A 26,912-nucleotide genomic window follows, 5' to 3' on the forward strand; every position below is an offset into this window, starting at 1 on the left:
GCGGTGGTTCACGACGCCGCCCGCGCTCCCCGCCCGGCGGCCCGGCGGTGCGGCGGTACGGCGGCCTCCGGGCGGCGGGCGTTCACAGCTCCCCCATGCGCCGGATGACGGGTGCCACGCGCTGGACGCCGTGCCGGTAGGCGCCGCGGGCCGCGCGGCGGACGATCTGGCGGACCGGGCCGGGGGCCCGGTCGCCGGCCGGGGCGTTGGGCAGGGGGCTGCCGTCGGCGGCGAGGTGGTGGCGGGCGAGGATGCCGGGCAGGTAGCCGGGGGCGGTGGCGGGGGTGTAGTAGGGGGTGAGCGGCGGGAGGCCGCCGGGCCGGGCGAGGAGGTCGGTGATGCGGGCGCGGGCGGTGTCGTAGGCCCGGTCGTACGATCCGTCGGCGGCGACGCCCTGCCGGGCCACCCAGTCCTCGTCGGGGGTGGGGCGGTGGCCGGCGTCGAGCTGGTCCCAGGAGGCGAGGCAGCCGGAGCCGACGAAGTGGTGGTTGCCGAGCGCCTCGCGGATCCCGAGGTCGGTGAGGATCGCGGTGGGGACGCGGCGGTGCAGGGATTCCAGGGCCGCGGTGGAGCTGACCGTCACCAGCAGGTCGGTGCGGTCGAGGACCTCGCCCATGTTGCCGTACACGAGGCGGAAGTTGGACGGTGCGTCGAGCTTCTGCGCCAGCTTCTGGTAGGGCAGTTCCTCGATGTGGGTGGTGTGTTCGCCGGGCCGGGAGCGCAGCTTGAGGAGCACGTCGCGGTCGGGGTGCAGCCGGGCGTGCCGGATGAGCCGTTCCAGCAGGTAGGTGCGGTCCCTGCGGTTCTCCGGCACGGAGGGCTGGGCGGCGAAGACCACCGTGCGGGTGTCGGGTCCGCCCGGGTGGGCGGCGCCCCCGAGGAACGGCAGGGCCACCTCGGTCACCGAGGAGGCGTCGGCGCCCACGCCCTCGTAGACCGCGCGGAAACGTTCCGCGTCCTGGCGTGAGTTGGCGAGGACGAGGTCGGCGCCGTGCCGCAGCAGCAGTCCGTCGGCGAGCTTCTCGTAGACGACACCGACGTAGCCGGTGACGACGACGGGCCGCTCACCCGTGCCCTCCGTGATCCGCTTCAGCCCGTGCAGGACCGCCTGGACGCCGCCGCCGACGAGGGCGAGGACGAGGACGTCGTACCGCTCCCGCGCCATGGCGCGCAGGAACTCGACGGCGGTGACCTCGCGCAGGGAGTCGGCGCGCACGCCCACCTCGGCCAGCTGCCGGGGGGTGGGGGTGGCGCGGCCGCGCAGGAGGAACCCGTCGAGAACGGGGGCGGCTTGCGCCGCGTCCGGGGATCCGGCTTCGATGGCCGGGCCGCCGGGCGCGATCCGGGCCGCGGTCGCCGCACCCCACTTCCAGCGGGTGTCGGAGTCCGCGAGCACGGCGATCCGCAGGGGGTTCGAAGTACGTGGTGGCACGTCGAAGACGCTAGGAAGCGAAATCCAGGTCCGGCCCAACCTCGACTCAACAGGAAGTTAACAACGCCCCACCGGTCACCGAACTGGCCCGTCGGTTCATGGGAATTACACGGGGTGCACCGTTCCGTCACACCGATTTCATCGCCCGTACCCGCGGCGGAAATACTCGCTGTCCGGCGCGCTCCTAGGCTTTCGCGGGTGCCAAAGCTCTCCGTGATCGTGCCGTTCTACAACGTGCAGCAATACGCCCCGGACACCCTCAGAAGCCTTCGGACGAACGCCCGTCCGGACTTCGAGTTCGTCCTGGTGGACGACCATTCGAAGGACGGGACCCCGGCCATTCTCGAACGGGCGGCCGAGGAGTTGTCGGCGGTCGCCCGGGTGCGCCTGATCCGCCACGAGGAGAACGGGGGACTCGCCACCGCCCGCAACACCGGCCTGGACGCCGCGCAGGGCGAGTACGTGACGTTCCTGGACGGCGACGACTGGCTCGCGCGCGGCTATCTGGGCGAGCTGGTCACCGCGATCGAGGAACTGGGCTGCGACTTCGTGCGCGTCGACCACGTGCAGGCCACCGGGCGCGCCCGCACGCTCGTCCGGCACCCGCTCGGGCGGCGCGGGGAGGTGCTGCGCCCGCGCGAGGCGATCCTGCCCGCCGACCGCACCACGTCCGTGGACTACGCCTACGCCTGGGCCGGCGCCTACCACCGCCGGCTGCTCGACAAGGGCCTGCTGCACTTCACCGACGGGCTGCGCACCGCCGAGGACCGGCCGTGGATCTGGAAGCTGCACCGGGAGGCGGAGTCGTTCGCGGTGCTGAACCTGCACGGCGTCTTCTACCGCCGCGGGGTCGCCTCCTCCCTCACCCAGATCGGTGACGTCCGGCAGCTCGACTTCATCCGCGCCTTCGACCAGGTCGTCGACGAGACCGCGCGGGACCCCGAGGCGGACCGGCTGCTGCCCAAGGCGGTGCGCACCTACTGCGCGATCATCGCCCACCACCTCGCCGAGACCGAGAAGTTCGAGCCGGCCGTGGCCCGGCAGCTGCGCACGATGAGCGCGGCGGCCATACAGCGCATGCCCCAGGAGCTGCTCACCGACGTCCTGGACCGCATGGACCTGCGCCGCTCCGCGAAGCTGCGCCGGCTGCGCCGCAAGATCACCTCCCAGAAGACCGACCCACCGAAGACCGGCACATCCAGCACCGACCCATCGAAGACCGGCACATCGAAGACCGACCCATCGAAGACCGGCACATCCGAGGCGGCCGCCTGATGACCCGTACGACCCAGATCCTGTGCGCCTCCACCCTCTACGGCGCCGCCACCCTGGCCGCCGCCCTGGACTCCGGGAGCCTGTCGCCCGCGGACCGGCGGATGCTGCTGGTGTGCAACAACGCGACGAACCCGGAGACCACCCCGGCCGTCGACGAGATGCCCGGCTTCGAGCCGCTGCGGGACCGCTTCGACGCGGTGCTGTCCTGGAACGCGGCGATCAGCCCCTTCCACCCCGGCGCCTGGTCGCCCCGCCCCGACGACGTGCCCCTCTTCGAGCGGTACCTGCGCCTGCTGTGGGGGCTGGGCGAGGACCGGGTGGAGATCGTCCTGGAGTCGATCCAGGTCGACCCGGCGCAGGCCATCGCCCAGATCTTCACGGGCGCGCCCGTCGACGTCTACGCCGACGGGCTGATGAGCTACGGCCCCACCCGCAACAAGATCGACCCGCTGATCGGCACCCGCGTGCGGCGGCTGCTCCACTTGGACCTGGTGCCGGGTCTGACGCCGCTGCTGCTCACCGAGTTCGCGGTGCCCGCGCGGACCGTGCCGGTGAGCGCGTTCCTGAAGGTCCTCGGCCAGGTCGGCGAGGCGGTGCCGACGCTGCCCGCGCTGCCCGACGGCAGCGCGCTGCTGCTGGGCCAGTACCTGTCCGCGCTGGGCATCCTCTCCCCGGACGAGGAGGAGGACCTGCACGTGCGGATGATGCGCGGGGCGGTCGCCCGCGGCCACCGCGCGATCGTGTTCAAGCCGCACCCCACCGCGCCGGCCCGCTACAGCCGCGTCCTGGAGGCGGAGGCCGCCACGCTGGGCGTGGAGCTGACCGTGCTGGAGACGCCGGTCCTCGCCGAGGTGCTGTTCGAGCGGGCGCGGCCCGCGCTCGTCGTGGGCTGCTTCTCCACGGCCCTGTTCACCGCGCGGGAGTTCTACGGCCTGCCGGTCGCCCGGATCGGCACCGGGCCGCTGCTGGAGCGGCTGTCGCCGTTCCAGAACAGCAACCGGGTCCCGGCCGTGCTGGCGGACGCCCTGCTGCCGGACCTGGAGGACCGGGAGGGCGAGCAGCCGCTCGACGCCGACTCGGTGGGCGACCTGGTCACCGCGGTCGGCTTCGTGATGCAGCCTCAGCTGCACCCCGCCCTGCGCCCGGCCGCCGAGGAGTACCTGCGCACCCGTCTCGGCCCGCGCACCCAGCGGTACTTCCGCCGCAAGCGGCTCACCGCCCTGGGACTCCCGGGCGGCATCCCGGAACGGCTGTCGTTCCTGCCCCGCAATTCCACCGCCCGCCGGGTGGTACGCCGGGCACGGGCGCTGCGGAAGGCGGTGCGGCGGGCTTGAGCCACTCCGTTGGGAGCCGCCCCGTTCCTTGATACGGTCTGCGGTCGGATGATCACCGACGGTCCGGCGGTCCGTCACGGGGGTAGAGGAGGCGTGCACGGCATGCGCGTTCGGTCAGTGGCGGGAGCGGTGGTACTGGCGGCCCTATTACTGGCCAGCTGCAGCGACCCGGGAGACGACGGCCACAAGAGCAGCAACGGCAGCATCCCAAGCCCCTCTCACCAGACGGAGTCTCTCGCCACGCTGAGTGTGCCCGCTGCCTACGACACGGGCGAGGGCTGGGACACGACGCTCGGCAGCGTTCCGAAACGGACGACGAACGTGCCCGTGGCGGCGGTTCCGGGCGCGGGTGACGTCGCCACCGTTCAGGGGGCTTCCAACGGCTACACCACCATCGTGCGGGCCGCTGACACCGGGCAGATCCGGTGGTCTTCAGCGCCGTGGGACACACCGACGCCCGAGGACAGCGACGGCGAGTCGTCGCAGACGCCAGGCGTGACGGTTGTTGATCAGGACGGCGACGAGTACATCGTCACCTATGCCCACGGCGTGCGTGGGAAGGACGCTCTGCATGACGGCACAGTGGTGGTCAGCCTGGCGGTGTACGCCGCTGACGGGCAGGGCACGTCGGTGAGGCCGCTGCGGCAGATCGATCTGCCGGTGGAGGGGGAGCCCTCGGTGAGGGTCTCCACGTACGGCGGGCGGGTGCTGGTCGGCCTGGGCGGCGTGATCGACTCGGGCATGTACCCGGCACGGTCGATTGCGGTGGATGTGGTGACGGGTCAGAGCACCCACTACGACGATCCAGATGACCTGCTGTCCTCGTGCGGGCAGGCCGACTGTGCGGGTGGCCGTGTCATCGCAGCCACCTCGGACGGCCCCTTGGTCGGTGTGGACAACGGAGGGTTCGGCCTGGCGGGCCACTGGTTCAGCGACTCCGTACGTCCGAACGGTACCGAGCAGACCGGCAACTACGCTCCCTTCAACGGACTGGCCTACGGCGTCATCGACGGCCACGTGCTCGCCGGCTGGCAGACCCCGGACGATGAGGACGGCACTGCCGCCGATCCGGTGTGGTCCGTGCACGATCTGCGCACCGGTCGTCTTCTGGCCTCCATGACCTGCGGCTACGACCTGCACAACCGCATTAATGCAGGCAACTACGGATCGAGCCGCGAGTACGGTGTGGTGGCATCACCCGACGGCCGCTACCTCGCCGCCGGGCCCGTCGCCTTCGACGTGCAGCGCAAGAAGGGCATCTGCCTGGCCAAGAGCGGTGATCGCAAAGCCATCGTGATCGCCTCGATCCGCGACGACGGGACCGCGTACGGAGCGGTCCAGCAGGACTCGACTTCCGGAGGCACTGAATCCGTCGCCGTGCAGGTCGATCTCAACGAGGGTCCGGACACCGCGAAGATCCTCGGCACCGACACCACCGTGCCGTTCGTGACTGCCGTGAAGGGCGCAGGACTCTTTCTGAGCCGAGACGACAACGCAGCCCTGCGCGTGTCCCTACGTCGCGAGCGCTGACATCACCGTCCCGGCGCACCGCACCGGGCCCGTTCCGCCAGACCCAGTCGCCCAGATCGCCGCGGAGCGCGGGCGCCGCGCAAGGCGATGCGGCAGGCGTAGGCGTGGTCCGGCATTGGAAACGGGCGTGAACGGGGCGTCGGGCACAGCCGTGGCCGGGGCGTCGCTCAGGGATCACCCCGGAACGGCCGGGCATGGACGTCCAGCGCTCGCGGAATGTTCACCGGGCGTTCCCCCTGGATTCCCCGGTTCGGGAAACCTGATCGTATTTCATGCACGAAAGAAGGTATGCCTGGTCCTCCGTCACCGAGGCCGGTACTCAAGGTGGCTACCGCGTTCTGAGCGCCTTCCCCGCCGCCCAAGATTTCGGAGTGGACTGGTACATCGATGCGCATCGCTGTGTTTGTCGAGAACCGCAACGGCGTCAACCTCGCGTCTGAGATCATGCGCGCCGAGGGTGCCGACGCCCATTCGTTCCACCTGGTCACCGCGGACCGGGACGGAAACGTCGCCGGATGGATCGCGGAGGAGGCGGCGGCCCGTTTCGACGGCCTCACGGCACGCAATCTCTTCACCGTCGACGAGGCGCTGAGCGACGCCGAGTTCCTGGAGGAACTGGGCCACCGCATAAGCGCCTTCGCCGACGAGGAGGACATCGACCGGTTGGTGTTCTTCAACGACCAGTCGCAGCGCGGACGCCGGGTGGCCGGGACGCTGGGCCGCTCCCTCCCGCTGGTCCTGGTCCAGGACGGCCACCTCGACTTTCACTTCAAGCGGACCGACGCCGGGCTGCACGACCAGAACTGGTACTACGGCTCCTCCGGCCCGGCCGCCGTCTGCGTCTGGGGCCCGGCCACCGCCCACCACCTGCTGTTCCGCTCCGCGGACGCCGACGCGCCGGTCCACATCACCGGCGCCCTCGGGCACAGCGACGACCCCGCCCTGCTGCGGGCGGCCCGCTCCACCACCCACCGGCACGCCAAGGACCCCGGTGAGCCGCTGCGCATCGTGGTCCTCGACCAGCCGCTGGGCGACCAGCGCAAGCTCTCCCGGAACCAGCACCGCGAGCAGCTCACCGACCTGTGCGCCGCGCTCACCGAGTTCGGCCAGGTGGAGATCAAGCCGCACCCGTCCACGCTCGACGGCCACCTCACCTGGCTGCGCACCCTGCCGGACGTGACGGTCCTCGACGAGAAGGCCCTGCTGGACGCCGAGGCCCTCGACGGGTACGACCTGGCCGTCACCTTCTTCTCGACGACGTACCTCCAGACGCTGCGGGCGGGCACCCCGCTGATCCTGTTCAGCCCGCCCCCGCTGAACATCGTCTTCCCCACGGTCAACCACCCGCTGCTGCGCAACGTGGGCACCGTCGGCGAGCTCGTCGACGTGGTCGCCGACCTCCAGCGCTCGGGCAAGTTCGCCGCCAACGTGCACGGCGAGCCCGTCGAGCACTTCATCGCCTTCCAGGACGACGTGGCCGAACGCGTCCTGCGCCTGGTCGAGCGGGCCGTCGTGCCCGCCGAGCGGCCCGCCCCGCGCTGGACGGCGGGCGAGGACGACGGGCACGCCGGCCTGTCGCGGGCCGAACGGGCGCTGCGCGCCGTCCAGGGGCGGATGGACCGGCCGCGTTCGCTCGCGGTGCTGGGCCTCGGCTTCTCGTACGTCACGGGCGTGGCGATCCCCGTCCTCACCTACACCCAGGCGCTGCTCGCGCAGAGCCCGGTGGACGTCCGCTACTTCGACCTCGGCGCCTACAGCCGCGCCGAGGACGTCATGGCGGACCTGGAGGGCGCCGAGGTGGTCCTGGTCAACAGCCTGGCCCCGTTCTGGCGTTCGCCGCTGGCCAACGAGCTGGTCCAGGCGCTGCGGGACGCCGGGAAGTCCGTGGTGCTGTACGCCCACGAGACCGAGTACGTCATGAACTTCGAGGGCGGGCAGCACACCCTGCGGCACCAGGAGATGCTGACCCTGCTGCCCAAGCTGAAGGTGCTGTGCGTCTCCACCGCGCAGGCCGACATGTTCCGCCAGCTGGGCGTGAGCGACCCGGTCGTGGTCTACAACACGGTCCCCCGCGACACCCACCGCGCCCGCGCGCGGCGCACGCCCGGGGAGCGGCCGCGGATCGTGATGGTCGGTTCCATGCAGGACCGCAAGGGCCTCGACCTGTTCTCGCGGGTCGCCGAACTGGCCTACGCCCAGGGCCTGCCGTGGCGCTTCGCGTGGATCGGGCACAAGACGTGGCGGATCAACGCCTCCACGCTGCTGTCGGACCGCGTCGAGTGGATGGGGTCGCTCTCCCGGGACCGGGTGCGGGAGGAACTCGCCGCCTCGGACGTCTTCTTCCTGTCCAGCGTCGACGACCCCATGCCGCTGTCGGTGGTGGAGGCGGTCCAGCAGCGGCTGCGGACCGTCACCTACCACCGGGTGGGCTCCCGGGAGGTCCTGGAGGGCGTTCCCGGCTACCGCTCCTTCGCCGAGTACACGCCCGAGGCGGCGCTCGACGCGCTGCGCCGGGTGCTGGACGAGACCGTGTCGGAGACGGAGTACCAGGACGTCGAGGAGCTGTTCGACATCCCCGCGTTCACCGCCCGGATGACGACGGCGCTGGGGCTGCCCGGACCGGGCGAGTCCCGGCGGCGCCCCGGCGCCGACGGCGGGTCCCCCGTCACCGACGGCGGGTCCCACGTCGCCGACGGCGGTTCCCCGGGGGCGTCCGGGACCGGCGCGGCGTCGACGCCGGACGGCGTGTCGGAGGGCACGGGCGGGACGGCCCACGGCTTGTCGGAGGGCGGCGACGGGACCGGCGACGGCCTGCCGGACCGCGCGGAGTCCCCGAACGCGCGGTTCGCCGCGGTGCTCGCCCGGCACGGCAAGTACCTCACCGAGGACTTCACCCGTCACTTCGAGGCGGGCAAGCACGACGACGCCCTGCGGGTGGGCACCGAGATCCTGCGCCGCCGGCAGCCGGTGGACGTCCTGATCGGCATGGCCGAGATCCGGGCCCGGCGCGGCGAGGTCAAGGAGGCCTGCCGGCTGCTCTCCGCGGCCGCGATCGCGGGCGGCGAGCGGGCCCGGGTGTGGACGGAGGTCGCGCGGGTCGCGAACCTGCTCGGCACGCGGGGCCGGTCCATCCGGCAGCTCGCGCGCCGGGAGGCGGTGCGCGTCCAGCTCGGCAACCGCTCGGCCCGGCTGCTGAAATCGGACTGAGGCACGCGCGCGGTCCGGCTGCCGGAGTCGGACCGAGGCACGCTCTCGGCCCGGCTGCCGAAACCGGACCGAGACACGCGCACGGCCCGGCCGCCGAAGCCGGGCCAAGACACGCGCACGGCCCCGGCTGCTGAAGCCCGACCGAGACACACTCTCGACCCGGCCGCCGAAGCCGGGCCGAGGCCACCGCACGGCCCGGCCCCGGGCGTCCGGGGCCGGGAGAGACGAACCCACGGCGCACTGCGAGGGATACCAGCGTGACGGAAACGGTCGTGAGCACCTCCGCATCACGGTCCGGCGCGGCACCGGCGGCCCGGGAGCCGGACGTTCCGGACCCGTCCGCGCCGGACCGGCCCGCGCCGGACCCGTCCGCGCCGGCTCCGGGGCGCCGGGAGGGCAGGCTCCGGGCCCTGGACGGGCTGCGGCTGGTCGCCGCGCTGATGGTGGCGGTGTACCACTACGCCGGGCGCGGCGGTGACGTCACCCGGGCCTGGGGCACCTCGCCGAAGCTCCAGTTCCCGTCCCTGAGCGCGTTCGCCGCCTACGGCTGTCTCGGCGTCCAGGTCTTCTTCGTGATCAGCGGGTTCGTGATCTGCATGAGCGGCTGGGGCCGTTCGCCGCGGTCGTTCTTCGCCTCCCGCGCGTCCCGGCTGCTGCCGGCCTACTGGGTGGCGGTCGTCCTGGTGACGGCGGTGTTCGCGCTGCCGGCGGTCGTGTACGAGGCCGTGTCGCCGAGCGACGCGCTGGTGAACCTGACCCTGCTCCAGCAGCCGCTGGGGGCGGACCGGGTGCTGGGCGTGTGCTGGACGCTGTGGGTGGAGATCCGCTTCTACGCGCTGTTCGCGCTGTGCGTCGTGCTGCCGGGCGCGAACCGGCGGCGGGTCGTGCTGTTCTGCGCGGTGTGGACCCTGGCGGCGGTCGTCGCGGAGGCGGCGCAGGAGCCGCTGCTCGACCTGGTGCTGATGCCGGAGTACGCGCCGTACTTCATCGGCGGCATCGGCCTCTACCTGGTCCACCGCGACCGGCGGGACGCCGTCGCCTGGGGCATCGTCGCCGTCGGCTTCCTGATCGGGCAGCACTACGCGGTGGACTCGCTGTGGAACGCCTCCGACCCGGACGCCTTCGCCCACCGCACCACGTTCGGCATCGTCCTCGTGGTCGCCTTCGGCTTCGCGGCGGTCGCGGCGATCGGGCTCGGCCTGCTGAACCGGGTGAACTGGCGCTGGCTGACGGTGGCGGGGGCGCTGACGTACCCGTTCTACCTGGTCCACGAGCACCTGGGGTGGGTGGTGATCCGCATGCTGCACCGCGGCCTGCACCTGCCGTCGGCGGCCACCTTCGCCCTGACGCTCGCCTCGATGCTGCTGCTGGCCTGGCTGCTGAACCGGTTCGTGGAGAAGCCGCTGACGCCCCGGCTGCGGGCGGCGCTGTCGCGGGTGCGGTGAGGAGGCCCCCTACGGCATCCCGTACCGCGCCGCGATCCCGTCGAGGACGATCGCCAGCCCTTCCTCGAAGTGCCGGTCGTAGTCGGTGAAGATCTCCGTGCCCGCCCGGGCCGCCAGGGGGAAGTCGGCCATCATCCGGGCGCGCTCGTCGAGGTCGATGCCCTCGCTCCGTTCGCCGGGCCGGGGGAGGACGCCCTGTTCCTCGGTGACGAAACCGAGGGTGTACAGGTAGGTCGTGGTGGTCGCGCGGACGGCCCGGTCGAAGGGGAAGCCGGCGGCGGTGAGGAGGCGCAGGCTGTCCTCCATCTGCTCGGCGTGCTCGACGCCGGTGAAGCGTGAGCCGCTGAAGACCTTCGCGCCGTCGCGGTAGCCGAGCAGCGCCGCCCGCAGTCCGCGGTTGGCCTTCAGCAGCCGCTCCCGCCAGGTGTCGCCCGGGTCGAGGGGCGTTCCGGCGACCATGCGGCGGTACATCTCCGTCGCCATCTCGTCGAGCAGCGCCTGCTTGTCCTTGAAGTGCCAGTACAGGGCGGGCGCCTTGACGTCCAGCTCACGGGCGATGGCCCGCAGGGTGAGTCCCTCCAGGCCGACCTCGTCGAGCAGCCGCAGCGCGGTGTCGGCCACCTGCTTCCGGTCCAGTGGGGCGCGTCGTTCGGGAGTCACGCTTGACAGTTTAACGCCGTTAAGGACACCCTTGCGACCGACGGCACTTAACAGCGTTAAGGAGAGTGGTCGTATGACGGCGTACGCGCACGAGACGGACGTGCTGGTCGTGGGCGCGGGCCCGAGCGGGCTGGCCCTGGGCATCGAACTGGCCCGGCGCGGGGTGGACGCGGTCCTCGTCGAGCGGGCCGACGGGCTGTTCCCCGGCTCGCGGGGCAAGGGGCTCCAGCCGCGCACGATGGAGGTCTTCGACGACCTCGGCGTCCTCGGCGCGATCCGGGCGGCCGGCGGCGGCTATCCGGTCGGGATGATCTGGCAGGACGGACGGCGGGCGGGCGAGCACCACATGTTCGACCCGGTGGAGCCGACCGAGGAATCCCCCTACGACGAGGCGTGGATGGTGCCGCAGTGGCGCACGCAGGAGATCCTGCGGGCGCGTCTGGAGGAACTCGGCGGGAAGGTCGCCTTCGGGCGCGAGGTGACGGGGATCGCGCAGGACGCGACGGGGGTGACGGCGCACTGCGCCTCCGGCGGCGACGTCCGCGCCCGGTACGTGGTCGCCGCCGACGGGGGCCGTTCGGCCGTGCGCCGGGCGCTCGGCATCGGCATGACCGGCGAGACGGTCGACCCGAGCCCGACGCTGGTGGCGGACGTGCGGGTGGCCGGCCTGGACCGCGACAACTGGCACATCTTCCCGCCGAGCGGGGAGGACGGCGGCTTCCTCGCCCTCTGCCCGCTGGCGGGCACGGACGACTTCCAGCTGGTGGCCCGGTTCGCGGAGGGGACGCCGGTGGACCTCTCCCCCGACGGCATCCGCGCGGTCGTCGCCGCCCGCACGCACCTCGCCCCGCAGGATGTGACCGAGGTCCGCTGGGCGTCGGACTTCCGTCCCCGGGCGGCGCTGGCGGACCGTTTCCGCGACGGGCGGGTCTTCCTCGTGGGGGACGCCGCGCACGTCCACTCCCCCGCGGGCGGGCAGGGCCTCAACACCAGCGTGCAGGACGCGTACAACCTGGGCTGGAAGCTGGCGGCGGTCCTGCGGGGGCAGGCCCCGGCCGCCCTGCTGGACACCTACGAGGAGGAGCGGCGCCCGGTCGCCGCCGAGGTGCTCGGCCTGTCGACGAGCATCCACCGGGGGGAGACCCGGCGCGGGGAGGCGACGCGTCAGCTCGGCCTCGGCTACCGGGAGTCGTCGCTGTCGCGGGAGACCCGTACGGCCCCGGGCCCGGTGCGGGCCGGTGACCGCGCACCCGACGGGAGGGTGGGCGGCGTACGGCTCTTCGACGCGTTCCGCGGACCGCACTGGACGCTGCTCGCGCTGGACACCACCGGTGAGGTCCCGGACCTGGGGGACGGCCTCGGGGACGGTCTGGGGGACGGCCCGGGGGACGAGGTGCGTGTCGTCCGCGGTGCCGCCCCGGAGTGGTACGGGGCCGGGTGGTTCCTGGTCCGGCCCGACGGGTACGTCGGCTGGGCCGGTGACGAGCCGGCGGACCTCGCGGCGTACGTCGCGTACGTCACGGAGCCGGGTCCGCGCCGGTAGCCGGCCCGGTCAGGAGCTCGCGAGGGACAGCTTCGCCGCGAACCCGAGGAACAGGGCCCCGGCCGCCGAGGTGGCCCCCGCCGAGAGGCGCCTGCGCCGCCGGAAGGCGTCCGCCAGCCTGGTCCCGCTGAAGATCAGCGCGCTGAGGTACAGGAAGCTGGCGAGCTGCGCGAACGCCCCCAGGACCACGAACGACAGGGCCGGGTAGGCGTATCCGGGGTCGACGAACTGCACGAAGAAGGCGACGAAGAACAGGATCGCCTTGGGGTTGAAGAGGCTGACGACGAGGGCCCGCCGGAAGGGCCGCTCGTCGGGAGCGGCGGCCTCGGGCCGCTCGGCGGCCGGCTCGCGCCGCTCCCGCCACATCCCCCACGCGGCCCGCAGCATGCCGACCGCCAGCCAGGTCAGGTATCCGGCACCCGCGTACTTCACGATCCCGAACAGCACGGCGTTGGCCTGGAGGAGGGAGGCGACACCGGCGGCGGACAGCGTCATCAGGACGGTGTCGCCGCACCACACCCCGGCCGCGGCGGTGTACCCGGCCCGCACACCGCGCCGGGCGGCGACGGAGAGCACGTACAGGGAGTTGGGCCCGGGAAGGAGGACGATCAGGACGAGGCCTGCCAGGTAGGTGGGGAGATCAATGACGCCGAACATGCGAACGAGTGTCGCACGGGCGTACGACCGTCAGTTCTCGCCGTCCAGGAGGAGGTCGACGGAGAGCTCCAGGGTGATCCCGACCGACTCGGGGAGGGGGACCGACTGGCCTCGCTCGTAGCGGAGGGGGGCGGGGTACTTGCCGTCGGCCGGGTCGGTGAACACGAGGACCTCGGCGTGCTTGCGGTCGGCCACCACATAGACGGGGACCCCGGCCTCGGCGTAGACCTCGGGCTTGCTGAGTGTGTCGTCGGCCCAGTGGGAGGAGGTGACCTCCAGCACCAGGCGGAATACGTGCGGTGCGTAGCAGTTCTTCTGGACGAGAGCGTCACCGATGCCGGCCTCGACGATCGACAGGTCCGGAATCGCGTAGTCCGCCGGCCCTGTCGGCAACCACAGGCCGATCCCGGGGCGCACCTTGAGACCGGCCTCCTTCGCTCCGGCCCGCCGGATCTGGTAGCCGACCTCGAACACCGTTCCCTGATGCGACTCGTCCAGCGGTGGTGACACGATGAGGCTCCCTCGAATGATCTCCGCCCGATGTCCGGGCAGCCAGCCGGAAACACGGTCGGCGGCCTCGGCGATCGTCATCTGGCGCTCTGTCACAGTCACGACGACCTCCTTTCGGGAGCACTCTTCAGGAGGGCGTCCGGGGACGTGCCGCCTTCCTCCGGTGATCACCCACACGGGGTAATCACCCGGTTCAGAACGCATCCGCCGGTACATGCGTCCCCCACACCCCCCGCAACGCGTGGCACACCTCCCCCACCGTCGCCCAGGCCCGCAGCGCCTCCTTCATCGGGTACAGGACGTTGTCGTCGCCCTCCGCCGCCTTCCGCAGGGCGTCCAGGGCGGAGTCGACCGCCGCCCGGTCGCGTTCCGCCCGCAGCCTCGCCAGCCGCTCCGTCTGCCGGGCCTCGATGGCCGGGTCGACGCGGAGGGGCTCGTAGGGCTCCTCCGCGTCGAGCCGGAAGCGGTTGACGCCGACCACGGTCCGTTCGCCGCTGTCGGTCTCCTGGGCGATGCGGTAGGCGGAGCGCTCGATCTCGGACTTCTGGAAGCCGCGTTCGATCGCCGCGACCGCCCCGCCGAAATCCTCGACCTTCCGCATCAGCTCCAGCGCGGCCGCCTCGACGTCGTCGGTCATGCTCTCGACGACGTACGACCCGGCGAAGGGGTCGACCGTCGCGGTCACGTCCGTCTCGTACGCCAGCACCTGCTGCGTCCGCAGCGCCAGCCGCGCGCTCTTGTCGGTCGGCAGCGCGATCGCCTCGTCGAAGGAGTTGGTGTGCAGGGACTGGGTGCCGCCGAGCACGGCCGCCAGGCCCTGCACCGCCACCCGCACCAGGTTCACCTCCGGCTGCTGCGCCGTCAGCTGGACGCCCGCCGTCTGCGTGTGGAAGCGCAGCATCATCGACTTCGGGTTCTCCGCCCCGAACTCCTCCTTCATCACCCGCGCCCAGATCCGGCGCGCGGCACGGAACTTGGCGACCTCCTCCAGGAGGGTGGTGCGCGCCACGAAGAAGAAGGACAGCCGGGGGGCGAAGTCGTCGACGTCCATGCCGGCCGAGACCGCCGTACGGACGTACTCGATGCCGTCGGCGAGGGTGAACGCGATCTCCTGCGCGGGGGAGGCGCCCGCCTCGGCCATGTGGTAGCCGGAGATCGAGATGGTGTTCCACCTCGGCATCTCGGTCCGGCAGTAGCGGAAGATGTCCGCGGTCAGGCGCAGGGAGGGCTGGGGCGGGAAGATGTACGTGCCGCGCGCGATGTACTCCTTCAGCACGTCGTTCTGGATCGTGCCGGTCAGCCGGTCGGCGGCGACGCCCTGTTCCTCGGCGACCAGTTGGTACAGGAGCAGCAGCAGGGCCGCGGGGGCGTTGATCGTCATCGACGTGGAGACCCGGTCCAGCGGGATGCCGTCGAACAGCACCCGCATGTCGTCGAGCGAGTCGATCGCCACGCCGACCTTGCCGACCTCGCCGTGCGCGATCGGCGCGTCGGAGTCGTGGCCCATCTGGGTGGGCAGGTCGAAGGCGACCGACAGGCCGGTGGTGCCGTGGGCGATGAGCTGCCGGTAGCGGGCGTTGGACTCGGTCGCCGTGCCGAACCCCGCGTACTGCCGCATCGTCCAGGGGCGGCCCGTGTACATCGACGGGTAGACGCCCCGGGTGAAGGGGTACGCCCCCGGCTCCCCCAGTTTCCGCTCCGGGTCCCAGCCGTCCAGGGCGGCCGGCCCGTAGACCGGCTCGATCGGCAGTCCGGACTCCGACTCGCGCGCCATGGTGTGATGCCTCCCGCTGAGCGATCGTGCGGATCGGTCAGTCACCACCATGCCGGGCCGGACGCGTGCCGTCATCCCGGCGCGCGCCCGGGGCCGTCGTCTCGGGGACGGGTTCTCGGGGAGGGCTTCTCGAGGAGGGGTTCTCGGCGCGGGCGGGACCGGGGGAACGTGTCCCGCCCGCGCCGGGTGCACAAGCCGCGGGTACGGGGGGAACCCCGGCTCGTGCGAGGGGCCGATGACCAGTCGGCTCACTCTGTACTGCGTCACGGCCGCGGAAAACGTCACACCCTGGGCCGAAGTTTTTTCGGCAACGGAGAAACAGCAGGTCAGAAGGGTTTGCAGAGGGTCGGGGAACGGCGGGAGAGGCGGGGTGGGATCACCGGAAGGCGCCGGACGGACCGGAGCCGGCAGACCCACCGGCACCACGGAACACACCCGACTCACCGGAGGTACGGGACGTACCCGACGCACTGGTGCCGTGGAACGCGGTGGACTCACCGTTCGCGTTGTCCGCACCGGTGTCCTTGCCGCTCTTCCCGCCGCCGCTGTCCTCGCCGTCCCCGGTGTCCTGGCCGGCTCCGCCGCCGTCGTCGTTCTGCTCGCCCGTGATGCCCTGGTCGCCGTCGTCGCCCTGCTCGTCGCCGTCGCCCGTGCGGTCCTGGCCGCTGCTCGTGCCGCTCCCGGCCGGGCTGTCCCACGTGTCGCGGTCGTCGCCGGTGCCGGAGTCCTGGCCGCCGGTCGTGTCGAGGACCTGCGCGCAGTACGAGGACACGCGGGAGGAACCGCCCGCCGCCTCCTCCAGGGCGCTGCGGCGGTCGGCGTCCAGCCGGCGGCCGTCCTGGACGTCGCGGCAGGCCGAGGTCACGCCGCTGGGCCAGCTCCGGCCGTCCCCGGTGCCGCGGGCGGCTGAGTCGTCGCCGGTGCCCTGCGCGGTCCCCTCGGCGTCCGGTGCCGGGGTGCCGCTCGCGGTGCCGTCGGAGGCGGTCGCGCCGCCCTCGCCGTCGTCCGGCGGGGGCGAGACGAGCGGGCGGTCCGGGCCGGGGGTCGCGGCGCCCGAGACGGAGGACGCGGGTCCCGGGCCGGTGCCGTCGAAGGGGGTCGGCAGGATGCCCGTACCGGCCGCGACGGCGACCCCGCCGGCCATGCCGACGGCCAGCGCGGCGGCCAGCCCGAGGCGTACGGGGTGACGGCGGCGGCGAGGGCCGTCCGGCGCGCGCCGTCCGCCGATGCGGATCAGCCCGCCGTCGTCGGCGTGGTCGCCGTGCCCGGCCGCCGAAAGTGCGGCTGGTGCCGCCGCCGCCCGGCCGGGGCGTCCGTCGCCGCCGAGGTCCGCGGCGGCCGTCGCGGGGAGGGCCGGGGAGGCCGTCGCGGGGAGGGCCGGGGAGGCCGTCGGGGAGACCGCCGGCTGGGGCACGCGCTCGGCGCGGGCCTTGCGGAAGGCGGCCAGGGCGGCGGCCTCGCCGGGGAGTTCGCCGTCGGCCGGGGCGGGGCCGGCGGCGAGCGCGGCGAGGGCGCCGACGGTACGGGCGAGCCGTTCGGCCTCGTCGCGGTGGGCGGGACCGACAGCGTTGTCGGGGGCGTCCCCGTTCAGCAGACGCTCCACCGCGGCCCGGTCCAGCCGGCGGCCGGAGCCGCGTTCCGGGCCGGGACCGCGGGCCGGGGCGGAACCGCCGGGGGGTTGCCCGTCCCCCGGGAAGACACAGCGCTCGTCGGCCATCACATGTCCTTCTGCGTCCGCGCGAGCGCAGGCGTCACACCGGCGGACGTCGCCGCGCGCGTGCGCGGTCCTCGCTGGGGCGGCGGGGTGTGGAGCACACCGGCCGTTTCCGGGTCGTCGCCGAGCAGCTCGGCGAGCTTCTTCAGTCCGCGGTGCGCGGCCGTCCGGACGGCGCCGGGCCGCTTGCCGAGCGTCTCGGCGGCGGTCTTGGCGTCCAGGCCCATCACGACCCGCAGGACGACGGCCTCGGCCTGGTCCTGCGGCAGCCGGGCGATGAGGTCGAGGGTGCGACCGGTGGCGAGCGCCTCCAGGGCCTCCCCCGCGGTGTCGGAGTCGGCGGCCCGGCCGGTCAGCTCCGTCTCGTCGCCGCCGATCGCCGGGCGGCGGCCCCGCATCCGGACGTGGTCCAGGGCGCGGTTGCGGGCGATACGGGCGGCCCAGCCGCGGAAGCGGTCGGCGTCGCCGCTGAACCGCTCCAGGTCCCGGGCTATCTGGAGCCAGGCCTCGGAGGCGACGTCCTCGGCGTCGTGGTCGCCGACGAGCGTGCGGACGTACCCGAGGAGCCGCGGGTGCACCGCGCGGTACACGGCCCGGAACGCGGTCTCGTCTCCGTGCTGTGCCGCGAGCACCGCGGCTGTCAGCTCCGCGTCGTCCCCCACGTCGTGGTCCTCGGTCGATGGTTGCGGGTGTGACCGGCCCGTAGGCGGTCGCGGCCCGCGGGTGGTCGCGGCCCGTAGTGGTCACGGTGGTCACGGTGGTCACACCGCTCCGCCGTCCGGCGCGAAAGGCACGTTACGACCTGAAACCGTCGGCCGTCCATGTCCGGACAAGGTGCGAGGGACGTGTGACGCGGTGGGCGGGCGCGGGGTGTGACAGAAAACGCACGCACGGCGCTGTAGGGAGTACGGGCCGCCGCGCGGCCCGTGCCGCGCGACGGCCGGGGCCTCTCCTGTGGGGGGTGGCGGCCCCGGCCGTTGCCTCGGTTCACCGCCGAACGCCCAGGCAGGGAAGCCGAGCCGACCTTGAGAAGACGTCACGCCGACAGCTCACACGGCGACGAGACGGACCCGTTCCCCACAGAGCTTGGTCATGTCTTCGACATCCGAGGTCAGCATGACGACAGGCCGCTGCTGCCGTAGCGCCGCCTCGGCCACGGCCGCGTCGATGGCGTACTCGTGACCGTGCAGGCCGGCTCCCATCAACAGGGTCGAGGCCGCCTTCGCCTCCTCGTCACCCACCGGGATCACGCGAAGGCCGGACAGCAGCCAGCCCAGCCGCGCCTTGTCGGTGCGGGCGTGCACGGCCTCGATGATGGTGAGCGCACAGATGACCACTTCCATGCCGCGCGAGCGCGCCTCCGCGACCAGGGCCACCACGGTCTCGTCATCAGCGAGCAGCTTGGAGAGCCCCTCACTGTCCAGGACCAGCGTCCCCTCGTGACTCAGCTTGCGGCGGGCCACTGGTCTTCCTCGGCGAACACCTCGTCGAAGACCTGCCGCGCCCGCTGTTGCGCCTGCCCGGACACCGGCCCCTTGCGGCTCTCGTAATCGGCCAGGTACTCGTCCAGCACCTGCCCCCTCAGTTCCCGCTCGACGGCCGCAGCGATGAACGCGGAGAACTCCCGCTTACCGACCCGGGCCCGGATCGCCTCCGCGGTTCCCTCGGGCAGAGACAGGCTGACCCGGGTCGCCGGCCCCTCTCCGATGCCGTACGTCGTCTCAGACATGGAAGCGATTGTGTCAAACAAGTAGGAATCCAGAAAGTCCTGCCCGACCCGACAGCGGTCAGGGGCACTCCCGAGCCCCTCCGTCGTCGGTCACAGCATCGTCGACCGTCACCTCGTCGACGCCCAATTGGCGGGCGAGCCGTTTCAGCCCCCGGTGGGCGGCCGTCCGCACCGCGCCCGGCCGCTTGCCGAGGACGCGCGCGGCGGTGGGCCCGTCCAGTCCGACCACGACCCGCAGCAGCACCGCCTCGGCCTGGTCGCGCGGCAGCCCTCGCACCAGCTCCAGGGCCCGTTCGGTGGAGAGCCTCTCCAGTGCCTGGTCGTGGGTGTCGTGCGGGCCGGGCAGTTCGAGCAGGTCCTGTTCGAGCGCGGTCGCCCGGGGCCGCGCCCGCTGTCGCCGCAGGTGGTCCAGCGCACGGTGCCGGGCGATGGTGGCGGTCCAGCCCCGGAACCCCGCGCCGTCCCCCTGGAACCGTCCCAGGTCCCGGGCGATCTCCAGCCAGGCGTCGGAGGCGACGTCCTCGGCGTCGTCGCCGACCAGGCCGCGTAAATAGCCCACCAGCCCCGGGTGCACGATCCGGTAGGCGACCGCGAACGCGGCCTCGTCCCCCTCCTGGGCCCGTGCCACGGCCGCGCCCAGTTCCCCGTCGTACGCCTGCGCACGCCGGGGTTCCCCTCCCTGGCCCAAGAACCGTCCTCGTCCGTGCGGAGTGTCCGGTGGGTGCGCGGCGCCCACCGTGTCCACGGTCGAGCCGCGTCCACACCCCCGTCGTGATCAGCGTCCCGCCGCACGGATCTGTCACAGTCCGGCCAGCTCGCACCACACGTACTTGCCGCGGTGCCCGAGCCGTGACAGCGGCTGCCAGCCCCACAGGTCCGAGCACGCCCGCACGATGGCCAGCCCCCGCCCCTCCTCCGCGTCCCCCAACTCCTCGAACCTCCCCGGCGCCCCCGGCGGCTCCGGATCCGCGTCCCACGCCCCGATCCGCAACACCCCCTCCCGCCAGCGGACCCGGAGGGCGGCCGGTCCCTTCTGGTGTCCTACGGCGTTGGCGACCAGCTCGGTGGCGAGCAACTCGGCGGTGTCGATCGGACCGGCGAGCCCGTGGAGGGTCAGCACGGCACGGAGGGTGTGGCGGCTGACGGTGACGGCGCGGGGGTCGTTGGGGACGTGGAGGGAGTACTCCCAGGAGTCGGTGTCCTTCTCGTGCATGAGTGAACTCCGTTTCGGTGATACGAGGTTGGGGGGTGGCGGTCGGCGGGCGGTGTCCTTGCCGCGGCCGTCATGGCAGGACGGGGCGGTGCGCTTCCGGGGGTCCCGGCGTTCCGCTGTGTGTGCGTCGCGTCACTGACGGTAGGGCCATAATTTGGGACCGTGCAAGTCGTTGCCATAATCTCCCCCTCGAAAGAGGTGCTGCCGTGGGGCAGTTGCGGCGCGAGGAGGCCCGTATGGCGCGCAGGAAGCAGCCCACCGCACGCCAGGAGCGTCTGGGCTCCGAGCTGCGGAAACTACGAGAGGCCGCAGGCCTCAAGGGGCGCGAGGCCGCCGCGCTGCTCGGCACGGATTCGGCTCAGATCAGCCAGATCGAGTTCGGCACGGCGGGCGTGAGCAGCGAGCGCGTACGACGGCTCGCCGCTCAATACTCCTGCACCGACGAGAAGTTGATCGAAGCGCTCGCGGCCATGGCCAGCGACCGGACTCAGGGCTGGTGGGAGAAGTACCGAGGCCTCCTGCCCACGTCGTTCCTCGACCTCTCCGAGCTGGAGCACCACTCCGCATACCGCTGGGACATGGACTTCCTGCACATCCCCGGCCTCCTCCAGACGGAGGACTACGCACGGACGCTCTTCTCCTGCCGGGTTCCGGAACTGCCGCAGGAGGACCTTGAGTTGCGCGTCCGGCATCGCATGCAGCGACGCGTCATCATCGAAGATCCGGCACCTGTCCCGTACAAAGCGGTGATCCATGAGGCGGCGCTACGCATCCGAGTCGGCGGCCGCACCACCTTGCGGGCTCAGCTCACGCGCATTCTGGAACTGTCCGAAGCCGACCACATCACCGTACGAATCGTCCCCTTCGACCTGGAGAGCTTCGCCCCTCTCGGAAGCGTCATCGTGTACGCGGGCGCCGACGTCCCGGAGTTGGACACCGTGGTGCAGGACACCCCTCATGGAACGGTGTTCGCCGACTCCGCAGCGCAGCTCAACGTCTTTAGAACGCTCTTCCGTAGAGTGGAGGCGGCATCGCTCGAACCCGTGCGTTCCCGTGACTTCATCCACAGGTTGGCGAAGGAGCTGTGAGGCCATGATGACCCCCGGCAACTGGCGGAAGTCGTCGTACTCTGGCGGCGGCGACGGCAACGCCTGCGTGGAAGTGGCCCACCACCACCCCCACATATCCATCCGCGACTCCAAAGCCCCCACCCGCGCCACCCTCACCTTCCCCACCACGGCCTTCACCCCCTTCCTCCAAGCACTGAAGCAGAACCCTCGCTAGCCGCCCGTCGCGAAGGAGCCGAGAAGCCGATGACCGTCACGCCCGACACCTGGAAGAAGTCGTCCTACTCCGGCGGCGGCGACGGCAACAACTGCGTGGAGATATCCGACCACCGCTGCACCGTCGCCGTCCGCGACTCCAAAGCCCCGACCCGTGCCCCCCTCACCTTCACCGCCATCGGCTTCACCCTCTTCATCGAGGCCCTGAAGCGGAACCCCCACTAGCCACCCGTCGCGAAGGAGCCGAGAAGCCGATGATCGCCGCCCCCGACACCTGGAAGAAGTCGTCCTACTCCGGCGGCGGTCAGGGCGACGCCTGCGTGGAAGTGGCCCACCACCACCCCCACATATCCATCCGCGACTCCAAAACCCCCACCCGCGCCACCCTCACCTTCCCCACCACCGCCTTCACTCCCTTCCTCCAGGCACTGAAGCAGAACCCCCGGTATGGCCTGTAGCGGAAGTCTCTATCGCGCGGCGGCAAAGGCGAGCGACGCCACGGCCAGGGCCAGGTAGCCGCCCGGAAACGCGATGTTGTGGAAGACGCGCGCACGGACGTGTACGCCGACCGCGCCGACGAAGAACAGGACGAGGCCCGTCGCGGCGGTGACGCCGATGGCCGTGGCGCCCGCGAGCCCGAGGAGGAGGCCGGCGGCTCCGGCGAGCTTGAGCGCGGCGAGCCATGGGATCCAGGTCCGCGGGACACCCACTTCGCTCGAGTTGGCGACGACGAACTCGGCCCGCGAGAAGTCCGCGACGGCCATTCCGGCGTTGGCCAGGACGGTGGCGACGGTGATGACGACGTAAGCGGTGAACATGTGCCTCGCCTTTCGGTCGAGCCCAGCGGGGGGCGGCGAGCCCTGCGTGCGTACTTGCCGCGACAAGCCTTTCCGAGGCTCCGGGTGACGTCCAATACCTGCGTCTATAACCTGGCGGCATGGATGTGGACACGCGTCTGCTGCGCTCCTTCGTCGCCGTGGCGGAGGAGGGGACCCTCACCCGCGCCGCCGAGCGGCTGTTCGTGTCCCAGCCGGCGCTGACCAAGCAGATCAGGCAGTTGGAGGCCCAGTTGGGAGCGCGACTGTTCACGCGGTCCCGCACCGGGATGGCGCTCACGGAACCGGGCCGGGTCCTGAGTGAGCGGGCGCCCGCCCTGCTGGCCGAGTGGGACCGGGTGCTGCGGGAGACCAGGAGCGCGGCCGGCCGCGCGGCCCGCGTGCTGCGGGTCGGCTTCCTGGCGAGCGCCGCCAACGAGGCGACTCCGCGCATCATCGCGGACTTCACCCGACACCGGCCGGGCTGGCGGGTGGACATGCGGCAGGCGGCCTGGTCGCGTCCCAACGCCGGACTGGTCGACGGGGACGTCGACGTGGCCCTGCTGCGGCTGCCCTTCCCCGGCCAGGACGCCCTGCGGACGGAGGTGCTGTTCACCGAAGCCCGCTGGGTCGCCCTCCCCGCCGGACACCCCCTCGCCGCCCGCGACGTGATCCCCTTCCGGGATCTGTGGGACGAGCCGTTCGTGGCCGCCCCGCCCGAAACGGGCTGGTGGCGCGAGCACTGGCTGGCCACCGGCGAACGCGAGGGCCACCCGGTCCGCGTCGGCGCCGTCACCGACCGGCCGGACGACTGGCTCAGCGCGATCGCCAACGGCTACGGCATGGCCCTGGCCCCCGCGTCCGCCGCCCGCTTCTACGCCCGCCCGGGCATCACCTACCGCCCCGTCGGCGGCGTCAGCCCCAGTCGGGTCGGCGTCGCGTGGTCCCGCGCCGACGACACCGACCCCGTCGTCCAGGACTTCGTCCGCTGCTGCCGGGACAACAGACCGCGGCCGGAGGAGACCACCGTCTGACCAACAGGGCCGGAACTGCCTAACCGCCCGTCGCGTCCCGGCACAGCAGCCGCAGCGAGCCGTGTCCGGCGAAGCAGCGGCGGGCCTCGTCGATCGGGTCCCACAGGCGGCCGTCGGGTGTGCGGACCCAGTGGTCGCCGCCCGTCGCCCACCACTCGCCGCCGGCCCGCCGGACGATCACCTCACCGGCGTACGCGCCGAGCCCGCGCAGCACGGACTCCACGGCGCCGTACGGCCTGTCCTCGCGGCGCAGGTCGCCGATGAGGCGGTCCACGCGCCACAGGCTCTGCGCCGAGAAGTCCAGGCGCGCCCGCGCGCCCTCGGGCAGGGTGGCCACGGCGTCCGCCGCCCACCGGGCGGGTTTCGTCGCGGCGTTCGGCCGGCCGGCCTGCTGGGGCTGGAGGAAAGGTTTCTGCTGCGTCGTCGCCTGCGTCATCGCACTGGTCATATCATGCGTCCCCGCGCTGGTCATAGAGGGCGGAGTGTCGTCCGTCCTCTCTCCATCACTCCTGGTCAGAGGCGTTCCCAGGACGCGCGCAGGTCCACCTCAGCTCCCCCGCAGCACGGACACAGGAGGGGCACCGCCGCCGCCTCAGCCCAGCCGGTCCGCCAGTGCCGTGAACTCGGTCCAGGACAGCGACGGCGTGCCCGGGTCCCACAGCTTCTGCACGGTGGCGCGCAGCGGCATGCGGATGCCCGCCGCGACCTGGTCCTGGGTCTGGGAGTTCGACAGGTCGCACCAGACCGCGAAGGAGCCGCCGAGGATCTGGGCGTCGTAGCCCGCCGGGACGGCCGTGGTGCCGCGCAGGACCCGGGGCGTCCACTGCTCGTAGATGCGCTCGCCGGTCGGGTAGACGAAGGTCTGCGGCTCGCCGAGGACGTAGTACAGGTACTCGTCGTTGTAGTTGAGGACCTTGCGGCCGGCGCTCAGGTACTCCACCGGCTTGCGCGCCCCGATCTCCTTGCCCGTCCAGTAGGCGACGACCAGGTCGTCGGCGGGCTTCACCGAGGTCCCCGCGTAGAAGCCGTCGTTCCAGGCGCGCATGGTGCGGTCGTGGGCGCGGACGGTGTCGGCGCGGTCGTTGAGCCAGCCGGTGGCGAGGTCGGCGACGCCGGCGCCGGAGCCGTAGGTGTCCCGCGCGGCGGTGGCGAGCTGCGGGTAGGAGGCGGCCGGGTCGGACACCGTCAGCGCCTGGTACTCGTCGCCGCCGAGGTGCCACTGACCGCCGGTGAACAGCCCGGCGAACTCGTCCAGCAGGTCGTCCAGGAGGGCGCCGGAGGCGTCCTTGGAGATGTCGATCGCGCCGCGGGTCGCCGTTCCCTGGGCGTTCTTGAGCTGGAGCTCGGGGTGGGCGGCGAGGACGGCGCCGAGGTGTCCGGGCGAGTCGATCTCCGGCACGACGGTGATGTGCCGGCTCGCCGCGAGGTCGACGATCTTCTTCACCTGCGCCTTGGTCAGGTGCGGCGTCGAGACGATCTCCGGGTGGGTGTCGGACTGGATCCGGAACGCCTGGTCGTCGGAGAAGTGCAGGCCGATCTCGTTGAACTTGAGGTCGCCGAGCTCGCGCACCCGGTCCTCGATCCAGTCGGCGGTGAAGTGCTTGCGCGCGATGTCCAGCATGAACCCGCGCCGCGGCTTGGCCGGCTCGTCCCGCACGACGCCCTCCGGCGCCGTGCCGCCGCCGTGCACCTCCTGCTTCAGCGTGCGCGTGCCGTAGAACACCCCCTCGTCGGACGGCCCGCTGACCGTCACCCGCCCGCCGCGCACGGTCATGGTGTACGACTCCGGGTTCGCGCCCTCGTCGTCGTTGAGCGCCAGCCGCAGGTCGCCGGCCTTCACGTCGTCCTTCTGGCCCGCGTACGACATTCCCAGCTCACCGGCGATCAGCCGGCCCTCGTCGGCGAGGTCGGCGTCGCTCACCACCACCCGCTGCCCGTCGGCCGGCCGCCACCCTGGGCCGCGGGCCGGGGTGTGGGCGCGGACGGCGGGGATGGTCCGCGGGGTCTGGGAGAGGGCGTACGTCCGGGTCGGGGTGGGAGCGGCCGCCGCCCCGGTGCCGGTCCGGTCACCGGCCGTCCGCGCCTGTGCCGATCCGGCCCGTGTCCCGCCGTCCCCGGAGGCCCACACTCCGGCGCCCGCGCCGATCACGACGACGAGGGCGCCGGCCAGCAGGGCCCGCCGGACGACCTGGGGCTGCGGGGTCCTCTCCGGCGCCCGGCGCCGATGCCTGTGCCTGTGCCTGCTCACTCCGCCAACCTACGACTCCCGGCCGATCGAAGCGCGCGGAAGGGGTCCACCGCATCCTCCGAAACTCTCTCGTTCGAGTGAAATTCGGGCAAGCGTCGGACACGTCATGAGCACTCTCGATAACGTAGCGCCACACCTTTCACCGCATCCCCTGCCACACCACTCGTGACGCGAGGATCCACGCTGCCTGCGCACCGCCTCTCCCGCTCCTCCGGCCGGATCGCCATACCGACCCTGCCGGAGCAGACCAGGACCTCTCCCCCGGCACGCCCGACGGAGGCGTTCACCACGCATCCGGCGGAGGCGTTCGACGCTCACCCGACGGAGGCGTTCGACACCCGTCCGTCCGAGCCTTTCGCCACCCATCCGCCGGAAGCGTTCGACACCCGCCCACCGGAGCCGTTCGCCGCGCATCCGCTGGAGGCGTTCAACACCGCGTCCGCCGAGGAGGCCCACCACACGCTCCTCTCCTGCCTCCACAGCCCCAGCTGGGCCCGGCGCGTCACCGCGCACCGCCCCTACCCCACCCCGGACGCCCTCCTCGCCGCGTCCGACGAGGCCGCCTACGACCTGGCCCCGGGGGACCTGGCCCGGGCCCTCGCGGCGGAGACGCTGCCGCCCCTCCCGGAGAACACCTACGAGGCGGCGCACATGGCCCTGGACGCGGCCCACGCCGCGTACGAGGCCCGCTTCGGACACGTGTTCGTCCTCTATCTCGGTGACACCCCGCCCGAGGAAACCCTCGACCACGTCCTCGAGGCCATCCGGTCACGATTGACGAACGATCCCGAGAAGGAGCGCGAGGTCGCGGCGGAGGAGCTCCGGCGCACCGCGCGAGGACGGCTGACGGCCCGCCTCGGGGGCGCGAGGCCGTAACCGGCCCACGGCCGCCGCCACATGGGCGCGACCGGCCACCAGGACACCGCATCGGCGGATACCCGGACACCCCGCCCCAGAAGCGCCGGCCGCTCGCCCATCCGCGTGCCACTTTGATCACACCGGTAGGCCCGCTGTAAGCGCCACAGGCACACGTCGCTACGATGCTGGGGGCCGGTGGACCGTACCCGGCCGGGCCCGTCCGACACCGAAGCCGGCAGGCCCCAGTCCCCGCTCCCGGAGGGTTCTTCCGTGCCGGCTGGAACGCTGTACCGCGGCCGGGAAGGAATGTGGTCCTGGGTGGCTCACCGAGTCACCGGCGTCCTCATCTTCTTCTTCCTGTTCGTTCACGTGCTGGACACCGCACTCGTGCGTGTCTCCCCCGAGGACTACGACAAGGTCGTAGCCACGTACAAGACCCCGCTCGTCGCGTGCCTGGAGTACGGCCTCGTCGCCGCCATCCTCTTCCACGCTCTCAACGGCCTGCGCGTCATCGCCGTCGACTTCTGGTCCCAGGGTCCGCGCTACCAGAAGCAGATGTTCTGGGGCGTGGCCGGCATCTGGATCGTGCTGATGCTCGGGGCGATCTACCCCGTCCTCGGCCACGCCGCTCGTGAACTGTTCGGGAGCTGA

Annotated in this window: 27 protein-coding genes; 13 read left to right on the plus strand and 14 right to left on the minus strand. The window is 72.4% G+C overall.

Going from position 1 to position 26,912, the window contains the following annotated elements; all coding sequences use genetic code 11:
• Window positions 1–82 precede the first annotated feature (82 nt).
• Entirely contained in the window at window positions 83–1,432 is a 1,350-nt protein-coding gene (locus ACZ3KJ_RS09670; RefSeq protein ID WP_467526019.1) for a DUF6716 putative glycosyltransferase, read from the minus strand.
• A 198-nt stretch (window positions 1,433–1,630) separates the two neighbouring features.
• Here ACZ3KJ_RS09670 and ACZ3KJ_RS09675 point away from each other — a divergent pair, with 198 nt between their 5' ends.
• The 5 genes from ACZ3KJ_RS09675 to ACZ3KJ_RS09695 all read left to right on the plus strand — a co-directional run bounded on the left by ACZ3KJ_RS09675 (window position 1,631) and on the right by ACZ3KJ_RS09695 (window position 10,223).
• Entirely contained in the window at window positions 1,631–2,707 is a 1,077-nt protein-coding gene (locus tag ACZ3KJ_RS09675; RefSeq protein WP_467526020.1) for a glycosyltransferase family 2 protein, read from the plus strand.
• Window positions 2,707–4,041: an alpha-2,8-polysialyltransferase family protein gene (locus ACZ3KJ_RS09680; protein ID WP_467526021.1), complete on the plus strand. Its 1,335-nt coding sequence runs from the start codon at window positions 2,707–2,709 to the stop codon at window positions 4,039–4,041. Before ACZ3KJ_RS09675 ends, ACZ3KJ_RS09680 begins: the two co-directional genes overlap by 1 nt.
• A 93-nt stretch (window positions 4,042–4,134) precedes the next feature.
• Window positions 4,135–5,571 carry a hypothetical protein gene (locus tag ACZ3KJ_RS09685; RefSeq protein ID WP_467526022.1) on the plus strand — a complete coding sequence of 479 codons (1,437 nt, stop codon included), beginning with the start codon at window positions 4,135–4,137 and terminating at the stop codon, window positions 5,569–5,571.
• 387 nt (window positions 5,572–5,958) lie between these two features.
• On the plus strand, window positions 5,959–8,778 hold the full coding sequence (locus tag ACZ3KJ_RS09690; protein WP_467526023.1) for a glycosyltransferase family 4 protein: 2,820 nt from the start codon (window positions 5,959–5,961) through the stop codon (window positions 8,776–8,778).
• 272 nt (window positions 8,779–9,050) lie between these two features.
• Entirely contained in the window at window positions 9,051–10,223 is a 1,173-nt protein-coding gene (locus ACZ3KJ_RS09695; protein ID WP_467526024.1) for an acyltransferase family protein, read from the plus strand.
• A gap of 9 nt (window positions 10,224–10,232) precedes the next feature.
• Here the strand turns inward: ACZ3KJ_RS09695 and ACZ3KJ_RS09700 are convergent, their stop codons facing one another.
• Window positions 10,233–10,883 (minus strand): TetR/AcrR family transcriptional regulator, encoded by a 651-nt coding sequence (locus ACZ3KJ_RS09700; protein ID WP_467526025.1) that lies wholly within the window; start codon window positions 10,881–10,883, stop codon window positions 10,233–10,235.
• A 73-nt stretch (window positions 10,884–10,956) separates the two neighbouring features.
• Here ACZ3KJ_RS09700 and ACZ3KJ_RS09705 point away from each other — a divergent pair, with 73 nt between their 5' ends.
• A complete protein-coding gene (locus tag ACZ3KJ_RS09705) occupies window positions 10,957–12,426 on the plus strand; it encodes an FAD-dependent oxidoreductase (RefSeq protein ID WP_467526026.1) in 1,470 nt (489 codons plus the stop codon).
• A 9-nt stretch (window positions 12,427–12,435) separates the two neighbouring features.
• Here the strand turns inward: ACZ3KJ_RS09705 and leuE are convergent, their stop codons facing one another.
• From leuE to ACZ3KJ_RS09750, 9 genes are all read right to left on the minus strand, one after another.
• A complete protein-coding gene (gene leuE / locus ACZ3KJ_RS09710) occupies window positions 12,436–13,083 on the minus strand; it encodes a leucine efflux protein LeuE (protein WP_467526027.1) in 648 nt (215 codons plus the stop codon).
• A gap of 30 nt (window positions 13,084–13,113) precedes the next feature.
• Window positions 13,114–13,695, minus strand: coding sequence for a Uma2 family endonuclease (locus tag ACZ3KJ_RS09715; protein WP_467526028.1), 582 nt, complete (start codon window positions 13,693–13,695; stop codon window positions 13,114–13,116).
• Window positions 13,696–13,786: 91 nt separating this feature from the next.
• The gene (locus ACZ3KJ_RS09720; RefSeq protein WP_467526029.1) at window positions 13,787–15,367 is read right to left on the minus strand and encodes an acyl-CoA mutase large subunit family protein; all 1,581 of its coding nucleotides are present in this window, start codon (window positions 15,365–15,367) and stop codon (window positions 13,787–13,789) included.
• 376 nt (window positions 15,368–15,743) lie between these two features.
• Window positions 15,744–17,084, minus strand: a complete 1,341-nt coding sequence (locus ACZ3KJ_RS09725) for a hypothetical protein (RefSeq protein WP_467526030.1) — start codon at window positions 17,082–17,084, stop codon at window positions 15,744–15,746.
• On the minus strand, window positions 17,084–17,743 hold the full coding sequence (locus ACZ3KJ_RS09730) for an RNA polymerase sigma factor (protein WP_467526031.1): 660 nt from the start codon (window positions 17,741–17,743) through the stop codon (window positions 17,084–17,086). The genes ACZ3KJ_RS09725 and ACZ3KJ_RS09730 overlap by 1 nt, the downstream gene beginning before the upstream one ends.
• 387 nt (window positions 17,744–18,130) lie before the next feature.
• Window positions 18,131–18,544, minus strand: a complete 414-nt coding sequence (locus ACZ3KJ_RS09735; protein WP_467526032.1) for a DNA-binding protein — start codon at window positions 18,542–18,544, stop codon at window positions 18,131–18,133.
• Window positions 18,526–18,810 (minus strand): hypothetical protein, encoded by a 285-nt coding sequence (locus ACZ3KJ_RS09740; RefSeq protein WP_467526033.1) that lies wholly within the window; start codon window positions 18,808–18,810, stop codon window positions 18,526–18,528. Before ACZ3KJ_RS09740 ends, ACZ3KJ_RS09735 begins: the two co-directional genes overlap by 19 nt.
• Window positions 18,811–18,868: 58 nt before the next feature.
• A complete protein-coding gene (locus tag ACZ3KJ_RS09745) occupies window positions 18,869–19,498 on the minus strand; it encodes an RNA polymerase sigma factor (protein ID WP_467526034.1) in 630 nt (209 codons plus the stop codon).
• A gap of 111 nt (window positions 19,499–19,609) precedes the next feature.
• Window positions 19,610–20,023, minus strand: coding sequence for an ATP-binding protein (locus tag ACZ3KJ_RS09750; RefSeq protein WP_467526035.1), 414 nt, complete (start codon window positions 20,021–20,023; stop codon window positions 19,610–19,612).
• 236 nt (window positions 20,024–20,259) lie between these two features.
• Between ACZ3KJ_RS09750 and ACZ3KJ_RS09755 the strand changes: the two genes are divergently transcribed.
• The 4 genes from ACZ3KJ_RS09755 to ACZ3KJ_RS09770 are packed head-to-tail and all read left to right on the plus strand — an operon-like array spanning window position 20,260 to window position 21,764.
• Window positions 20,260–21,111 (plus strand): helix-turn-helix domain-containing protein, encoded by an 852-nt coding sequence (locus ACZ3KJ_RS09755; RefSeq protein ID WP_467526036.1) that lies wholly within the window; start codon window positions 20,260–20,262, stop codon window positions 21,109–21,111.
• A gap of 4 nt (window positions 21,112–21,115) precedes the next feature.
• Window positions 21,116–21,307, plus strand: coding sequence for a DUF397 domain-containing protein (locus ACZ3KJ_RS09760; RefSeq protein ID WP_467526037.1), 192 nt, complete (start codon window positions 21,116–21,118; stop codon window positions 21,305–21,307).
• A gap of 29 nt (window positions 21,308–21,336) precedes the next feature.
• The gene (locus ACZ3KJ_RS09765) at window positions 21,337–21,531 is read left to right on the plus strand and encodes a DUF397 domain-containing protein (RefSeq protein ID WP_467526038.1); all 195 of its coding nucleotides are present in this window, start codon (window positions 21,337–21,339) and stop codon (window positions 21,529–21,531) included.
• Window positions 21,532–21,560: 29 nt separating this feature from the next.
• The gene (locus tag ACZ3KJ_RS09770) at window positions 21,561–21,764 is read left to right on the plus strand and encodes a DUF397 domain-containing protein (RefSeq protein ID WP_467526039.1); all 204 of its coding nucleotides are present in this window, start codon (window positions 21,561–21,563) and stop codon (window positions 21,762–21,764) included.
• Between the two features lie 9 nt (window positions 21,765–21,773).
• Here the strand turns inward: ACZ3KJ_RS09770 and ACZ3KJ_RS09775 are convergent, their stop codons facing one another.
• Entirely contained in the window at window positions 21,774–22,124 is a 351-nt protein-coding gene (locus ACZ3KJ_RS09775) for a DoxX family protein (protein WP_467526040.1), read from the minus strand.
• 119 nt (window positions 22,125–22,243) lie between these two features.
• Between ACZ3KJ_RS09775 and ACZ3KJ_RS09780 the strand changes: the two genes are divergently transcribed.
• The gene (locus tag ACZ3KJ_RS09780; protein WP_467526041.1) at window positions 22,244–23,155 is read left to right on the plus strand and encodes a LysR family transcriptional regulator; all 912 of its coding nucleotides are present in this window, start codon (window positions 22,244–22,246) and stop codon (window positions 23,153–23,155) included.
• A gap of 19 nt (window positions 23,156–23,174) precedes the next feature.
• Here the strand turns inward: ACZ3KJ_RS09780 and ACZ3KJ_RS09785 are convergent, their stop codons facing one another.
• Window positions 23,175–23,591 (minus strand): hypothetical protein, encoded by a 417-nt coding sequence (locus ACZ3KJ_RS09785; protein WP_467526352.1) that lies wholly within the window; start codon window positions 23,589–23,591, stop codon window positions 23,175–23,177.
• Window positions 23,592–23,747: 156 nt separating this feature from the next.
• The gene (locus ACZ3KJ_RS09790; protein WP_467526353.1) at window positions 23,748–25,325 is read right to left on the minus strand and encodes a beta-N-acetylhexosaminidase; all 1,578 of its coding nucleotides are present in this window, start codon (window positions 25,323–25,325) and stop codon (window positions 23,748–23,750) included.
• Window positions 25,326–25,820: 495 nt separating this feature from the next.
• Between ACZ3KJ_RS09790 and ACZ3KJ_RS09795 the strand changes: the two genes are divergently transcribed.
• Window positions 25,821–26,279 (plus strand): 2-oxo-4-hydroxy-4-carboxy-5-ureidoimidazoline decarboxylase, encoded by a 459-nt coding sequence (locus tag ACZ3KJ_RS09795; protein WP_467526354.1) that lies wholly within the window; start codon window positions 25,821–25,823, stop codon window positions 26,277–26,279.
• A 252-nt stretch (window positions 26,280–26,531) separates the two neighbouring features.
• Window positions 26,532–26,912 (plus strand): succinate dehydrogenase, cytochrome b556 subunit, encoded by a 381-nt coding sequence (gene sdhC, locus ACZ3KJ_RS09800; protein WP_385064019.1) that lies wholly within the window; start codon window positions 26,532–26,534, stop codon window positions 26,910–26,912.

The organism is Streptomyces sp. NPDC003248, assembly GCF_055563235.1.